Annotated in this window: 13 protein-coding genes; 1 reads left to right on the plus strand and 12 read right to left on the minus strand. The window is 28.0% G+C overall.

Annotated features, from left to right (window positions below):
- Positions 1–92 precede the first annotated feature (92 nt).
- Together trxA and RGC78_RS13135 are read right to left on the minus strand one after the other, a co-directional pair.
- Positions 93–404, minus strand: a complete 312-nt coding sequence (trxA, locus tag RGC78_RS13130; RefSeq protein WP_309556783.1) for a thioredoxin — start codon at positions 402–404, stop codon at positions 93–95.
- A 24-nt stretch (positions 405–428) separates the two neighbouring features.
- Positions 429–1,295 carry an NAD(P)/FAD-dependent oxidoreductase gene (locus tag RGC78_RS13135; RefSeq protein WP_309556784.1) on the minus strand — a complete coding sequence of 289 codons (867 nt, stop codon included), beginning with the start codon at positions 1,293–1,295 and terminating at the stop codon, positions 429–431.
- A 420-nt stretch (positions 1,296–1,715) separates the two neighbouring features.
- On the opposite strand from RGC78_RS13135, the gene RGC78_RS13140 reads away from it, so the two are divergent.
- Positions 1,716–2,513 carry a histidinol-phosphatase HisJ family protein gene (locus RGC78_RS13140; protein ID WP_252211776.1) on the plus strand — a complete coding sequence of 266 codons (798 nt, stop codon included), beginning with the start codon at positions 1,716–1,718 and terminating at the stop codon, positions 2,511–2,513.
- A gap of 280 nt (positions 2,514–2,793) precedes the next feature.
- On the opposite strand, the gene RGC78_RS13145 is transcribed toward RGC78_RS13140, so the two are convergent.
- The 10 genes from RGC78_RS13145 to RGC78_RS13190 all read right to left on the minus strand — a co-directional run bounded on the left by RGC78_RS13145 (position 2,794) and on the right by RGC78_RS13190 (position 16,239).
- Positions 2,794–4,845: a methyl-accepting chemotaxis protein gene (locus RGC78_RS13145; protein WP_309556785.1), complete on the minus strand. Its 2,052-nt coding sequence runs from the start codon at positions 4,843–4,845 to the stop codon at positions 2,794–2,796.
- Positions 4,846–5,010: 165 nt separating this feature from the next.
- The gene (locus tag RGC78_RS13150) at positions 5,011–5,133 is read right to left on the minus strand and encodes a hypothetical protein (RefSeq protein ID WP_286675128.1); all 123 of its coding nucleotides are present in this window, start codon (positions 5,131–5,133) and stop codon (positions 5,011–5,013) included.
- Positions 5,134–5,270: 137 nt separating this feature from the next.
- The gene (gltA, locus tag RGC78_RS13155) at positions 5,271–6,662 is read right to left on the minus strand and encodes an NADPH-dependent glutamate synthase (RefSeq protein ID WP_309556786.1); all 1,392 of its coding nucleotides are present in this window, start codon (positions 6,660–6,662) and stop codon (positions 5,271–5,273) included.
- Complete coding sequence (locus RGC78_RS13160) at positions 6,662–7,549, minus strand: sulfide/dihydroorotate dehydrogenase-like FAD/NAD-binding protein (RefSeq protein ID WP_309556787.1); 888 nt, start codon at positions 7,547–7,549, stop codon at positions 6,662–6,664. Before RGC78_RS13160 ends, gltA begins: the two co-directional genes overlap by 1 nt.
- Positions 7,550–7,762: 213 nt before the next feature.
- Positions 7,763–8,929 (minus strand): iron-containing alcohol dehydrogenase, encoded by a 1,167-nt coding sequence (locus RGC78_RS13165; protein WP_205455250.1) that lies wholly within the window; start codon positions 8,927–8,929, stop codon positions 7,763–7,765.
- Between the two features lie 553 nt (positions 8,930–9,482).
- Positions 9,483–11,396, minus strand: coding sequence for a sigma-54-dependent Fis family transcriptional regulator (locus RGC78_RS13170; RefSeq protein WP_309556788.1), 1,914 nt, complete (start codon positions 11,394–11,396; stop codon positions 9,483–9,485).
- Positions 11,397–11,639: 243 nt separating this feature from the next.
- Positions 11,640–12,083 carry a 3D domain-containing protein gene (locus tag RGC78_RS13175; RefSeq protein WP_252211772.1) on the minus strand — a complete coding sequence of 148 codons (444 nt, stop codon included), beginning with the start codon at positions 12,081–12,083 and terminating at the stop codon, positions 11,640–11,642.
- A 225-nt stretch (positions 12,084–12,308) separates the two neighbouring features.
- Positions 12,309–12,749: a hypothetical protein gene (locus RGC78_RS13180; RefSeq protein ID WP_252211771.1), complete on the minus strand. Its 441-nt coding sequence runs from the start codon at positions 12,747–12,749 to the stop codon at positions 12,309–12,311.
- Between the two features lie 519 nt (positions 12,750–13,268).
- Complete coding sequence (locus RGC78_RS13185) at positions 13,269–14,864, minus strand: peptide chain release factor 3 (protein WP_252211770.1); 1,596 nt, start codon at positions 14,862–14,864, stop codon at positions 13,269–13,271.
- Between the two features lie 256 nt (positions 14,865–15,120).
- Positions 15,121–16,239, minus strand: a complete 1,119-nt coding sequence (locus RGC78_RS13190; protein WP_309556789.1) for a hypothetical protein — start codon at positions 16,237–16,239, stop codon at positions 15,121–15,123.
- Positions 16,240–16,362: the final 123 nt, after the last annotated feature.

A 16,362-nucleotide genomic window follows, 5' to 3' on the forward strand; every position in this document is an offset into this window, starting at 1 on the left:
AAGCTTTATTTTAGAGTTCTTAAAGTAAATTCCTCTGTCCATGAGCTTTATACTACAATATCAACACTGTTTTAAAACATAGCACAATATTATTATATGTATTTTTCTAAATTCATTTTTATTTTTTCTTTTGGTAAGAATCCTACTTCAGTACTTACATCTTTACCATCTTTAAATATTATCATAGTTGGAATACTAAATACGCTAAACTTGCTAGCTAATTCTCCACTTTCATCTACATTAACTTTAAAGAATTTAACTTTATCCTTCATTTCTTCTTCTAATTCTTGAAATATAGGTGCTAACATCTTACAAGGTCCACACCAATCAGCGAAAAAGTCTACTATTACAATTCCTTCTTTTATTGCATCATCAAATTCATTAACTTTTAATATTTTTGACATAATTTATTACCTCACTTTATTTACTTATTTTTTATTTTTTTCATCTACATAAGAAACTGCAGATAATGCTGCAATATTTCCTTCTCCTGCTGATTTAATATATTGATATGGTATTCCTACTATATCCCCAGCTGCAAAACACCCTTTTATATTTGTTTTCATCAGTCTATCAACTTTAACATGATTTTCATCTAATTCTAACCCAGGAACTAATTGACCAGGTGATATACTATCTCTTAATATAAAAATACCATCAGTTTTAATTTCTTTGTTAGATAAAATTAAAGAATTAACTTTAATATCGCCTTTTATCTCTATCGGTTTATCTTTTATAATCTCAATACCTGATTTAACATCTACTTCCTCAGTATACATAGGTATATAATATACCTTTGATGCTATTGATGCTATAAAATTAGCTTCTTCTTCATCTTTCTTATTATAAGCTATTATAGTAACCACTTTATCTTTGTATAAAGGTGCATCACATGTTGCACAATATCCAACACCCTTACCTAAAAACTCTTCTTCACCCTTAAATGGCTTACCAAAATTCACTCCAGTAGCTAATATTATAGAAGTAGCTTCATACATCTTTTCATTTATCATCAATGAAAAATAATCTCCCATTGCATAAATGTTATTTACTTTTTCTTCTGTAATATTTATATCCATAGATTTTAAATGATTAAGAAACTCATCTCTTATTTCCAATCCACTTTTCTCATAAAAACCTAAATAATTATTTATTGTATGAGCTTTTACTAACTTATTACTAATATCTTTACTTCCAAAGATTATAAAGTTCTTTTTTCTTATTCTTGCATTTAATGCTGCTGATAACCCCGCTGGTCCACTTCCAATAATGGCTATATCGTATCTCTCTCCCATAAACTTTTCCTCCTAACCTTAATTAAGAATAATCGATCTAAAATATATTATTACTAAAAACCAATATTTAAATACATTTAAGTAATATAAAAATTGAATACTTTAGTCTTAATTATAAATTCAATTTTACAAAATTAAATTTATTAAAATATATTTGTTTGATTTATTATATATCTTTATTATTAATAATGTCAAACAATTTTATAATTATTATAAAAATAAAAAGCTACATTATTTTCAAACTAAAATTTTATAATAATAACCATAATTTTATAAATTATTTTTAATTGCTTATTAATAATTGGCTCTGTTTTAAATGCACTGCAAAAATATTTTATTTTGTAATATATTAAAATTAGTATTAAAATTACTTAAAGTAAGATATTTAATCTATGTTTTAAATTAGTAAGGAGGCTTTTTATGTTATATTATGATTATCATATGCATTGTAATTATTCTGCAGATTCACAAACTCCAATGAAAGACATGATAGAAAAATCTATTGAGTTAGGACTTAAAGAAATTTGTTTTACTGATCATGTTGATTATGATGTATTAGGAAATCCAAATGTTAAAGTTGATTATGATAAATACTTTAAAGATATAAATTTTTATAAAGATAAATATCATGATAAAATTTCTATAAAAAAAGGTATTGAAATGGGACTTCAAACTCAAGTTTTAGAGCGTTGTTCTAAAGAAATAAAAGAAAATAATTTTGATTTTGTAATTGGATCTATACATACTATAGATAGACATGAACTATTTACAGGTGATTTTCACAAAGGAAAGACTCAACATGAAGCTTATGAGGGATATTATAAAAGATTATTAGAAATAATCAACTTATATGATGATTACTCTATTTTAGGACATGTTGATTTAATAAAAAGATATGGCAATTATGACACTCTTTTAAAAGATGAGCTTTTCTCTGACTACTTAGAAGCAATCTTAAAAAAAGTTATTGATTCTGGTAAAGGAATAGAAATTAATACTTCATCATTCAAATATAATCTTCCTGATTTAACACCATCTAAAAATATTCTTAAAATGTATAAAGATTTAGGTGGAGAAATAATTACAGTTGGTTCTGATTCACATATTCCAACTCAAATAGCTACTAAATTTGATTATATTCATGATGTTCTAGGTTCCATGGGATATAAATATATTTGTAAATTCAATAACATGAAACCTGAATTTATAAAAATATAACATAAAAAAGGGACTTCACCACGCTTTTTAGTTCATAGTGGAGATTTGAGAGTTATTTATTGAAAGCTTATTTTAAAATTTCTCTATGAGATTTCATCATGAACTCTCCACTTTAACTTCTCAATTCCCCATTAAATTTTATATATTTTAGGCTAATATTGATATATGCAATAGGCAAAAAGTGGACTAAGTTTAATTACTCAGTCCACTTTGCTTATGCATATATAAACATGCTTCTAAAACACATCCATATATTAAATTTTTTCTAAATAAAATTTTATTATAAAGTGAATTTTTTAACCATAGAATTAAGATTATCCGAAATCTCTATTTCATTTTCCACAATAGTAGATATTTCTTCAACTAATTGTGAAACTAGTTCTATACTTGAAACAATCTCTCCACTATTAGATGCTGTATTTTGAGATGCTTCTGCAATATTTTGTATTGCATCTCCAACTTCATGTGTAATGTATTCAATGTTATTTGTCATCTCAGATATTTTTATAGATATATCTTCAATAGCATTTGCATCCTTATCATATTGATTAGCTATTCCAACAAATTCTTTGTAATCTGGAGTTACAGTATCTTTAATAAATAATAACATCTGCGTAGAATCATTAGTTAATTTATTAAATGCTTCTTGCACTTTACTTATAGTCTCAATAATTTCTTTTACTGTATCTGATGTTTGTGTTGCAAGATTACCTATTTCAGAAGCAACAACTGCAAAGCCCTTTCCTTGTTCACCAGCACGTGCAGCTTCTATTGAAGCATTAAGTGATAATAAATTAACTTGTTCTGCTATATCAGAAATAGCTTTAGCCATAGCCCCTATATTTTCAACTATTTTAGCATTTTCAATACTTTGTTTTAAATTTGTTTCATGAACTTCTGATAAACTAGTTGCTTTGTTATAAGAATCATTACTCATTTTTTCTATATTATATGCCCTCACCTTTATGTCTTTTGCCATATCATGACTTTTAATTGTTTCCTGTGACAATAAACTTATTGAAGAGTTAACTTCTTCTACAGAAGCATTAACTTCTTCAGTAGTAGCACTAGAATTAAGCATAGATTCACTTATATTTTTAACTGAATCTTTAATAACCTTATAATTCTCTACTAAATATTCAGTTGATTTATTTAAATTTTCTGTTATGCTATTTACTTTGTTTGCATCATTAGATATTTCCTGTATCATATTCTTATTTTCTGATAACATTTTATTTAATGAATTGCTCATTTGACCTAATTCATCATTAGATGTTACTTCAAGTTCATCAATAGAAAAATCTCCATTTGATAAGTTTGATGCTAAATTATTAACTTTCTTTATAGTTTTAGTTAGATATTGAACTTGCCATATTATCGCTAATGTAGTTAATATTATAGCTAAAATTCCTACCACTATAAGTTTAGACATTAAATCATTTATAGGTTTGTTCAATTCTGAAATAGGTATTTGCATAAATAACTTCCATCCAAATGGGTCTACCGTAGTATAATAAGCTTCATACTTTGTATCATCAATAGAAAAATTACTTTTCCCATCAGTATTATTTAATAAAACATTTCCAAATTCTGAAAGTGATTTATTGTCATCTTCATTAATTTTAGTTTTCATTATTTTTTTATAATCACTGTTAGTTATGTATTTCCCGTCATTATTTATCAATAAGGCCTTACCATTTTCACCAATTTTGAAATTATTTATTAAATCCTGAATTGATGGAATTTCCATATCAACACTAATTACACCAATAAAATTATCATCTGCATCATATATAGGTGTGGCACAAGTGCTCATTATAGTATCTAATGTTTCATCATAGTATAAATCACTAAATACTGTTTCTTTATTATTCTTAGCATTCTTATACCACTTATAATTAAAATAATTATATTCAGCATTGCTATAGTCATATGTCACTAATGCTTTATTATCTTTCTTATGAATATATGGTCCAACATATTCTTTGCTTGCATCATAAACATACGGTTCAAACCAAATTCCAGCACCAAGTACCAGATCACTTTTAAATATTGTTTTTCCAATCATTTCTTCATATTGTGATAAATATGTAGTTTTATAAGTTGATCCAACATTTAATGCAAGTTGACTAGACATTGATGAAATTTCTTGCATCTTAAGATTTATTGCATTTACTGTAGAACTTAATTCTGCTTGCATGTTTTCTTCTACTTGTGTGTCTATAATACCCTTGCTACTTTTATAACTTATACCCGCTAGCAAAACCATTGATAAAATAGTTACGAATAGTAGAATTGTAAGCATTCTTGTACTTATTTTTTTAAACCTCATTACAAACTCCCCCTTTTTATTTATAATTAATCACTCTTTTTATTTATAATTAATCACTAAATAGTAATTCTTTATACGTAAATTATAAACTTATTAAATTTAGTGTACAATGTTCCATTTAATAATAATCATAAAAGTATATCATGACGTTAACTAATCTCTGTATTAATTCTCTTCAGTAATTCTTATACTTATATAGTCAAATGCTACTGCTTGTTGATTATTAATTTCATAAGATTCATCTATTAATTGACAATATTTTTCTCTCTCTATATATTGTCGAAACAAAGAAACTTAACTTTATAAATCTATTGTAAGACAAAAAAGATGACTTCTGAAAATACAGAAATCATCTTTTTTTAAATTCACCATATCATTTTTGCATACTAAAAATCACATACTTTTTACTTTATCTAATTAAACAATTATTTACCTTGTAAATATCCATCTATAGCTTCTGCTGCTTTTTTACCAGCACCCATAGCAAGTATTACTGTTGCAGCACCTGTAACGGCATCTCCGCCAGCATAAACACCTTCTTTAGTAGTTAAGCCATTTTCATCTGCAACTAAACATTTCCACTTATTAATATCTAATCCTTCAGTTGTTGAAGATATTAGTGGATTTGGAGATGTTCCAAGTGACATTATTACAGTATCAACATCCATAACAAATTCTGATCCTTCAACTTCAACTGGTCTTCTTCTTCCAGAAGCATCTGGCTCTCCAAGTTCCATTCTTACGCATTTCATTCCTTTAACCCATCCATTTTCATCACTTAATATTTCAGTTGGATTTGTTAAAACATCAAAGATTATTCCTTCTTCTTTAGCGTGATGTACTTCTTCTGCTCTTGCTGGAAGTTCAGATTCACTTCTTCTATAAACTATATGAGCTTCTGCACCTAATCTTAAAGCAGTTCTTGCAGCATCCATAGCAACGTTTCCGCCACCAACTATAGCTACCTTCTTACCAGCTTTAACTGGTGTATGATATCCTTCTTTAAAAGCTTTCATTAAGTTAACTCTTGTTAAAAATTCATTTGCAGAGAATACGCCATTTGCATTTTCTCCATTTATACCCATAAATTTAGGAAGTCCAGCACCTGATCCAATAAATACGGCATCAAATCCTTCTTCTTTCATTAATTCATCTATTGTTATTGTTCTACCTATGATAACATTAGTTTCAATCTTTACTCCTAATTTCTTAATGTTTTCAATTTCAGCTTTAACAACTTTTTCTTTAGGCAATCTAAATTCAGGTATACCATAAACTAGAACTCCACCTGCTTCATGTAAAGCTTCAAATATAGTAACATCATATCCTCTTTTAGCTAAATCCCCTGCACAAGTAAGTCCTGCAGGCCCACTTCCAATAACAGCAATTTTCTTGCCGTTTAATGCTTCTGTTTTTGCTAAATCTATATTATTTTTTCTTGACCAATCAGCAGTAAATTTTTCTAATTTACCTATTGCTACAGCTTCACCTTTTATTCCTAATACACACTTACCTTCACATTGACTTTCTTGTGGACATACTCTACCACAAACTGCTGGTAATGCACTATATTTAGCTATTTCTTTAGCTGCATTTTCAAAATCTCCATCTTTAGCTTTAGCTATAAATCCTGGAATATCAATTGATACAGGACATCCTTCAACACATTTAGGGTTTTTACATCCTAAACATCTCTTAGCTTCTTTTACAGCTTCTTCTTCATTATATCCTAAACATACTTCTTCAAAATTCTTAGCTCTTAATTCTGGAGCTTGTTCAGTAACAGGTGTTCTTTTCATTCTATCTTGCATATTCATTATTTATCACCTTTACATCCACAACCACCGTGGCTATGAGTGTCCCCTTCTTCAATCTTTAATTGTGCTCTTCCTTCTTCACTTTTGTACATAGTTTGTCTTCTCATTGATTCATCAAAATCAACTAGATGTCCATCAAATTCTGGTCCATCAACACAAGCAAACTTAACTTCATTTCCAACAGTAACTCTACAAGCACCACACATACCTGTACCATCTACCATAATTGGATTTAAGCTAACAGTTGTTTTGATTCCAAGCTCTTTAGTTAAAGCAGCCATAAATTTCATCATTATCATAGGTCCAATAACTACTGCATGATCATATTTATTTCCTTTTTCAACTAAATCACTTAAACAGTCAGTAACTCTACCGTTAAAGCCGTATGATCCATCATCAGTTGCTATGTAAAGATTTCCTGCAACTTTTTTCATTTCTTCTTCTAATATTAAAAGTTCTTTATTTCTAGAACCAATTATAACATCACATTTCATTCCATTTTCATTCATCCATTTAACTTGAGGATAAACTGGTGCCGCACCAACTCCACCTGCTATGAAAATAATATTTTGTTTCTTTAAATCTTCTAAATTTTCATGAACAAATTCACTTGGTTGACCTAATGGTCCAACAAAGTCACAAACATAGTCGCCTTCTTCAAAAGTTGCTAATTGTTTAGTTCCTTGCCCAACAGTTTGGAAAACTATTGTTACAGTTCCCTTTTCCTTATCGTAATCTGCTATTGTTAAAGGAATTCTTTCACCTTTTTCATCATTTTTTACAATAATAAATTGACCAGGTTTTGCTGATTTTGCTACTCTTGGAGCTTCTATATCCATTAAAAAGATATTATTTGTAAGTTCTCTTTTACTAACTATCTTATACATCATTTGTCCCCCTATAGTTTTTATCAATTTTAACTGTTTTTACATATGTAATCAATGGTTTTTATATTATAATATGTAATATTTTTCTTTTAAATCTTATTTTTTACATCAAGTTCCCAATAATAACAAAAGCTCTCTAAAGCGAGAGCTATTGTTTTTATTAAATTATTGAAAATTAATTCTAGTTTAAATATACGTTATTAACTTCTAATATTAGAAATTAACTTTAGTTCCGTAGAATGTACATCCAAGTAATTTTTCCATTGTCTTATCATCTATTGCCCTAGGACTTGATCCTGTACATGCATCTAATACTGCATTGTGAGCTATAAATTCAACATTAGCCTTAAAGTCTGCTTCTTCAACGCCATATTCTTTCATTGAATGAGGAATATTTAATGCATCATTGAAATCATTGATTAATTTAATTAATGAATCAGTTAATTCAGCATCAGTATTTCCTTCTAATTTTAATGCTCTAGCGATATCTGCATATCTATCTTCACATTCTGTTCTGTTATATTGAATTACATATGGTAAGAATATTGCATTAGCACATCCATGAGGGATATGGAATACAGCTCCTACTTTATGAGCCATAGAGTGAACTATTCCTAGTAATGCATTTGAAAAAGCCATTCCTGCTAAACATTGTGCTTCATGCATTAAGTTTCTAGCTTCTTTATCTCCTTCAAATGATTTAACTAAATGTTCATTTACCATTTCTATTGCTTTCATAGCTAATGGGTCTGAGAAGTTTGATCTTAAAGATGCAGTGTATGCTTCTATAGCATGAGTTAATGCATCCATTCCAGTATGAGCTACTAATTTAGCTGGCATTGTTTGAGCTAATTCTGGATCAACTATAGCTATATCTGGAGTTATATTAAAGTCAGCTAAAGGATATTTAATTTTTGCTTTATAATCTGTTATTACTGAGAATGCTGTAACTTCTGTAGCAGTACCACTTGTTGATGGAATAGCTACGAATTTAGCTTTTTGTCTTAAATCTGGTAATCCAAATGGAACAACAGCTTGTTCAAAAGTAAAATCTGGGTATTCATAGAATATCCACATAGCTTTTGCAGCATCTATTGGTGATCCTCCACCCATTGCAACTATCCAATCAGGTTCGAAGTTTCTCATAGCTTCTGCACCCTTCATTACTGTTTCTACTGATGGGTCTGGTTCAACACCTTCAAATAATTGTACTTCCATTCCTGCTTCTTTTAAATAATCTTCAACTTTTTGAAGGAAGCCAAATCTTTTCATTGATCCACCACCAACTACTACGAATGCTTTTTTTCCTTTTAAAGTTTTTAGTGTTTCTAAAGATCCTTCACCATGATATAAATCTCTTGGTAATGTAAAACGTGCCATAATCTGTTCCTCCTAAAATATATCTTTATTTTCTTAATTACTTTTATTACTTAATATATTACTTTTTTGTTATTTTATAATTAAATAACTTACATAAATATATATAGCAAGAACCGTGCCACATTGTTATTACTTTATCAATCTTTTCTGTTTAAGCCATTCTTCAAACAATAAAGATATTAATAAATAAAATAATGTCCTAAAACAATACACTTATTCATAAATAAAACGTATTGTTTTAGGACACTGTCCGTTTATATTACACTTTTGCAATAAAATAATATTTTATTTTATAAAAACTCTGTTAAAAATTAGTTTATTTTCAACTTATAATACTAAAATAAACATACTTTAAATAAATGTTGATATATGCAATGAGTCAGTGGCATTGTAATTGGACTTTGAGAATTCTTAATGAGTATTGTCATATTTACTGCTTGTCTCAATTTTATATTGGGAACAAGCTAAAATGGGACTATACTCATTTTAGCATTCCTAAGTGTAATTACTCAGTCCACTTACTCATGCATATATCAACACTATTCAAACATGTTTATTCCACATTATACTTTTTTATTTTTAAGTATAATGTATTTCTACTTATTCCCAATGCTTGTGCTACTTTAGTCATATTATGATTATAAGATTTTATAGCTTCATTAATAGTTTTCTTTTCTAATTTCTCTAAATTAAAATTTTCTCCTTTAATTTCAAAAGTTTCACAAGTTGAATAACAACACTCATCAATAACTTTTTCAGAAATCATATCTTTTCTTTCATCATCACTATCTTCTAGTAAATCAAATGATAAAATCCCATCTAAATTAACTATATTTTCAATATAATTTTCTAATTGCCTTATATTTCCTGGCCAATTATATGATAATAAATTCTTATATAATTCTTTATTAATTTCAGGAATTCTTTTATTTAGCTTAAAAGATTTTATTCTTAAAAAATATTCTATAAGCTTTTCAACATCCCCTTTTCTCTCACGTAATGGAGGTAATGTTATAGGAATAACACATAATCTATAATAAAGATCTTCTCTAAATGTACCTTTTTCAACTTCTTTTTTTAGCTTTTTATTTGTAGCAGCAATTACTCTAACATCAACGGAAATTTCTTTATTTCCACCAAGCCTAGTTACCCTACCTTCTTGCAATACTCTTAAAAGCCTAACTTGCATATCAAGTGGCATTTCACCTATTTCATCTAAAAATAAAGTTCCACCATTAGCTACTTCAAACTTTCCTGGTTTCCCCCCTTTTTTACCACCAGTAAATGTACCATCTTCATAACCAAAAAGTTCACTTTCTATTATATTCATAGGTATAGCTCCGCAATTTATAGCTACAAATTTATTAGTTCTTCTTAAACTATAATTATGCATTGCTTGAGCTAAAACTTCTTTTCCAGTTCCGCTTTCCCCCTGAATTAAAACAGTTGAAGGACTATTCGAAATAATTTTGCTGTTAATTACTACATTAGCAATGGCAGCGCTTTCACCTATGATATCATTAAAAGTCCAAAAAGCTCCTGATTTATTTTTTAAATCTCTTTCTTCTTTTTCATTTATCATAGTCACAACCATTCCGATTATTTTTTCCTTATGTCTAATTCCTTTAAATTCTAGTCTAGTCTTATATTTACTTGTATGCTTAAACTTAAAGTCTTTAATCACATTATTTTTATTTATGTCTAATTCTTCAAGTATATTGCCCATATTAGGTAAAATATAATGTAATTTTTCATGCAATAGTGATTCCTTAGGCTTATTAAACATTTCTACACCAAAACTATTAATATTTACTATCTTCTCATCTTTATCAACAATCATAATTCCTTTATCTAGGTTATCTATAATACTTTCCATATAATTATAAGTTTGAGTTAATATATTATTTATTTTCTTATTATCAAATTCATTTTCAATTGCCTTTACACCAAAAACAACTAATCCTAAAGTATGGGGATGTTTCATATTACTTCTTCCACTTAAATTTAAAGTTCCTATTATTTTCCCGTCAGTATCATGAATTGGTGCTGCTGAACAAGTTAAACTTTGTAATCCCTCTATATAGTGCTCATTAGCTGTTATTTGAACACAATCATCTTCTTTAATAGCAGTTCCCATTGCATTTGTACCTATATTTTGTTCATCCATATATGCACCGACTTTAAGATTAATGCAATCTAATTTGCTAGCATTTTCTTCTGCTCCTTTTATATATAAAATGCATCCATTTTTATCAGTCAAAACAATAATAAATTCATTATCCATAACTGCTGAAAAAACCATATCAATGTATAGCTTTGATATTTCTATTAATTCTTTATTATCAGCTAGTATTTTTTCTAATTCTATCCCTGAAAGAATTTTTTTTGAATAACTCGATTTCTTTTCAACTCCATAATTCTCACTTCTTTTGTGAGAATCTTCAACCATTGTCTTTCTGCTCTTCATTAAAAATCTCCTGTTCACTTTTAAGTTAAACCACTCTATAATAAATTATATTTTTATGCACACACTATTTTTAATTCTATATTTTAAATTATACTAATATAAAATCATATATGAATTATTATAACCCAACTTTTTTATTTTTTCTTTTAATTAGGCAATGTTTAAAGGTTTGTAATCTCTTTATATAATAAAATGACCAAGAAAAATCAAAATTTTCTCAGTCATTTTTATGTTTATAATTTTTTATTTTCTTGAAGAATCTCCAAGGCATGTAACTTTTACATTTCTTACGCCCCACTCACAACATTCTTCATCACTGTTAAAATATACATCAATCTTATTTCCTTTTATAGCTGCTCCACTGTCAGCTGCAACAGCATAACCATATCCCTCTATATACAAAATCGAACCATAAGGAAATACACTTGGATCAACTGAAATTGTGCTAATTCCTAGAGGATTTCTTACACATGGAATTCCGCTAGCTGTCATATTACCTGAAGAATATGCTGTAGAAGGACATATCATTTCAATATTATGATCTGTTCCATTAGAAATATATGCTTGTGCTTCATGATTAGAAAAAGTTATTGTAAGTGCGCAAATGCTCATCATTGCTATTGTAAATACAGTAACTTTCTTTTTAAGATTTTTAAGAAATATTGTATCTTTATACTTCTTTAACATCCCATCTCTCCTTTTGTATTTTTATATTACATTTTCCATTATATCATATATTTATGTAACCTCTCAATGTAAACATATACATATGATAAAGTAGATTCTCAACTAATATTTGCTTAAACCTAAATTTTATCAGACTTTAAAGCTTCAAAAATTCTATACTTTCTTTTACAATAAAAAAGATGATGTTTCCAAATCAAAACATCATCTTTAAAAGCTCTCTGTTTATTATTTTTCACTATATTTAGCAAACATTTTTTCTGCAATTTCTTCATTTACGTTTTTTAAGTTATTTAAATACATAAATGCACTTCCTTGATATTCTTGTCCTTCTCCAAATAAACTTATCTCATAACAATTTCTTAAAACATTAATTATACAGTTATCGTAATGATTTTCCTGACAACTCTTACATCTCTTAAGTATATCTGCTATAGCAATAATAACATCATCTTTATCATATAATTTTGTATCCATTACAGGAATATTTCCATATCCATTTTCAACATACGTGACTCTATTTTTCAAACATCCTTTTATACATTCCTTACCATATCCGATTAAACACTTTTCTTTAGTGCATGTACTACATACATCTTCTGACAAACAGCAAGGAGCTAATTTATTAACTAATTCATTAAAATTAATATCTTTAAAAGCAACACCCATTATATTTCCCTCCATTTTTAATGTATCTTTTCAAACTAATATTTATGTTTTAATATAATTACATTCTAACATTTAAATTTACTTTTTTATAAATATAAAATAAATTTCTCTATTTTAAAATCCAGACTACAATATCAACTTAATATAAAACATAATCTAATTTTAAATACATTTTATAATAAACTCTATTAAATAATATTTATTATCACCTTATTGTTATATTATAGTATATGTTTACATTTTAATCAAATTATGCATAAATATTTTTATCAATTTATAAAATTTTAACCGTCATTCTCAATTAAAAACATCTCTAAAACTATATTTTATCTGCTTATGAAGCTTTAAAAGCCCTACAATTTCCTGTACATAAAAAAATAGTAGCTAAAATCATTTAAGTCAGCTACTATTCTTCATTATTATCTATATTTTTAATATTTGTTTATATATGCTTTAAATAAATTAGCATTTTACTCAGTCCAATTTACTTATGCATATATAAACACAATTATATTTTAATTAATCTTCACTCTTACCTACATCAGATAAAATTACATCTTTATTATGATCTAAAGCCCAGCTTATGCCCCAATCATTTTGGAATATAAGTAAGTTTCTATCTCTTAAATCCTTAACCTTCTTAGTATCTGAAGTTAAGTTTAGCTTATCCATATCAATATTTTTATTTTCTATCCATCTTACATATCTATAAGCTAATCTATCCATTTTAATATCTACATTATATTCATTCTTTAATCTGTATTCTAGAACTTCAAATTGAAGCACACCAACAACTCCAACTATAATTTCTTCCATACCTATATGAATTTCTTTAAATACTTGTATTGCGCCTTCTTGAGCAATTTGAGTTACACCCTTTATAAATTGTTTTCTCTTCATAGTATCAACTGGTCTCACTCTTGCAAAATGTTCTGGTGCGAATATTGGGATTCCTTCAAACTTAAATTTCTTTGATGGAGCACATAATGTATCCCCTATTGAAAATATACCTGGATCAAATACCCCAATTATATCTCCTGCATAAGCTTCTTCAACAATTTCTCTATCTTGAGCCATAAATTGTTGAGGTTGAGCAAGTTTAATCTTCTTTCCGCCTTGCATGTGGTATACATCTTCACCTTTGTTAAACTTACCTGAACAAATTCTCATAAATGCAATTCTATCCCTATGAGCTTTATTCATGTTAGCTTGAATCTTAAATACAAAAGCTGAGAATTTATCTTCAAATGGGTCAATAACCCCTTCTGATGAGTTTCTTGCAAGTGGTGATGTAGTCATTTTTAAGAAATGTTCTAAAAATGGTTCTACACCAAAGTTTGTTAATGCTGAACCAAAGAATACAGGAGTTAATTCTCCACTTCTTACAGCTTCTAAATCTAAATCATCTCCAGCAATATCTAATAGTTCAATATCTTCCATTAACTTATCATGAAGTGCTTCTCCTAAAATTTCTCTAAACTTAGGATCATCTGCTGAACCCTCTATAGCTTCAACTTCATTTTGACCATGGTTTCCTCCATTAAAGGCTATGATTCTATTATTATCTCTTTCATATACACCCTTAAAGTCCTTACCAGAACCAATTGGCCAGTTCATTGGATAAGTTTTAATTCCTAATTCATTTTCGATATCATCAAGTAAACTAAATGGATCTCTAGCTTCTCTATCCATTTTATTTACAAAAGTAAATATAGGCATTTCTCTTAAAGAAGCAACATGGAATAACTTTCTTGTTTGATCTTCTATACCCTTTGCAGCATCTACAACCATTACTGCGCTATCTGCTGCCATAAGTGTTCTATATGTATCTTCTGAGAAGTCTTGGTGACCTGGAGTATCTAATATGTTAATACAGTGATCATCATAGTTAAATTGCATAACAGATGAAGTAACTGAGATACCTCTTTGTTTTTCAATTTCCATCCAGTCAGAAACTGCATGTTTAGATGCCTTTCTTGCTTTAACAGAACCTGCAAGTCTAATAGCTCCTCCGTACAATAAGAACTTTTCTGTTAATGTAGTTTTTCCCGCATCGGGATGGGAAATAATCGCAAAGGTTCTTCTCTTTTCAATTTCTTTTATATAATCAGCCAAAAGTAAATCCTCCCTAATTTAAAATTTCATTAATTATATTATAAACATTCTTAAAATTTATTGTTTCTTAATAATATTATCTATATTAAAATATGTCCAAATACACTAAATACATTCAATATATTGACTAAAGTATTATATCACAAAATTTGCACCCCTGGGGTACATTTTTTCCCAAATAATTTAAGTCCAAGCCGGTGACTGTCACCGGCTTGGACTATATTTCACTTTTATTACCATATTTTAAACACCTCTTCTAAACTATCTTTGTTTTAGCTAAAGCCTTCATAATTATCTCATCAAACTTTTCCGCTAAATTATTTGTTTGTAGATATTTTATTGGTACCTTAAATGCTTCCTTATACTTTTCTTGCAGTTCAATAAAATCTAATAACTTATTGTATTTTAATACACTTTCATCCCTAAATGTTATATACATTGTTGTTAAATCAATAATATCCTTATCAGATAAATCTCTATTCCTATGATTTATCTTACTACATAAATTATCTATATCTTTTATTTTTACTGTATCTGTTCTACATTGCCATTCGGATGCATAAAAATAGTCCCTTGCTTCATCAAATTTTACTGCATCATCCTCATTATTAATACTAAATGAGATATCTATAAGGTTATCCGTTATATAAATTAAATCATCTTTGTTTTGCTCAATTACTTTAAGTGCCTCAACAACCTTCTCATACATATTTCTAAGGAACATTTCTGCTAAACTTAGACTCAATTCATGAATCTCCCTACCCTCGAATTCAATAATGTTCATATTACCATAATATCTTGTAGTTTCTAAATATTTTCTTTTTATTTTAGTGTTAGCTTCATATTCATTCCTACTATCTCCAGAGGTGCTTTTCTTTTCACTTTTTTGATAACCTATATCCTTTGATTTAACGTCACTATATTTCTCTTCTTTTGATATATTTCTTTTATGCTCCATAGATATACTTTCAGTTTTATCAGGTTGATTCTGTGCAGGATCACAGTAGCTTTTATCACCATTTTTCTCCATAGTATTCTTATTATAACTATTCATTCCTTTAATACTTGAATCTATTCCTTCTGCAACTTGACTTATACCATCTTTTATTATTACACTTCCAACTTTTAGTACATTTATACTATTGTCAACTGCTCTATCAACTATCTCTGATGACTTACTAGCTACTTCAGTGGTGATAGCTTTTATAGATTGTCCTTTTTTTACTCCATACTCTGAAATCCTTATTTTTATATCAGGATCATCATCAATTTTTTCTGCTACTGTTCCTACTATATCAGCGCCTAATTGAACACCAACCTTAGATACTGTTCCTACTAGTTTTATAGTTTTTTCAAACATCTTTCCTAATGCCATAATGCTCCTCCGTTTTTCAAATTATATATTTTCTAAATATTAATTATCTAGCCACTACTCCGTAAAAACCATTATTTCGCAGTTATTTTAGAAGCATAACAATGTCAATTCCACTCGTATTAT

The sequence above is a fragment of the Clostridium aquiflavi genome (assembly GCF_031344075.1).
GTDB classification, from domain to species: domain Bacteria; phylum Bacillota; class Clostridia; order Clostridiales; family Clostridiaceae; genus Clostridium; species Clostridium aquiflavi.

Bases quoted from the DNA above. Each gene is read 5' to 3' on its own strand.
- trxA (WP_309556783.1), bottom strand. From the start codon at position 404: ATGTCAAAAATATTAAAAGTTAATGAATTTGATGATGCAATAAAAGAA.
- RGC78_RS13135 (WP_309556784.1), bottom strand. From the start codon at position 1,295: ATGGGAGAGAGATACGATATAGCCATTATTGGAAGTGGACCAGCGGGG.
- RGC78_RS13140 (WP_252211776.1), top strand. From the start codon at position 1,716: ATGTTATATTATGATTATCATATGCATTGTAATTATTCTGCAGATTCA.
- RGC78_RS13145 (WP_309556785.1), bottom strand. From the start codon at position 4,845: ATGAGGTTTAAAAAAATAAGTACAAGAATGCTTACAATTCTACTATTC.
- gltA (WP_309556786.1), bottom strand. From the start codon at position 6,662: ATGAATATGCAAGATAGAATGAAAAGAACACCTGTTACTGAACAAGCT.
- RGC78_RS13160 (WP_309556787.1), bottom strand. From the start codon at position 7,549: ATGTATAAGATAGTTAGTAAAAGAGAACTTACAAATAATATCTTTTTA.
- RGC78_RS13165 (WP_205455250.1), bottom strand. From the start codon at position 8,929: ATGGCACGTTTTACATTACCAAGAGATTTATATCATGGTGAAGGATCT.
- RGC78_RS13170 (WP_309556788.1), bottom strand. From the start codon at position 11,396: ATGAAGAGCAGAAAGACAATGGTTGAAGATTCTCACAAAAGAAGTGAG.
- RGC78_RS13175 (WP_252211772.1), bottom strand. From the start codon at position 12,083: ATGTTAAAGAAGTATAAAGATACAATATTTCTTAAAAATCTTAAAAAG.
- RGC78_RS13180 (WP_252211771.1), bottom strand. From the start codon at position 12,749: ATGGGTGTTGCTTTTAAAGATATTAATTTTAATGAATTAGTTAATAAA.
- RGC78_RS13190 (WP_309556789.1), bottom strand. From the start codon at position 16,239: ATGGCATTAGGAAAGATGTTTGAAAAAACTATAAAACTAGTAGGAACA.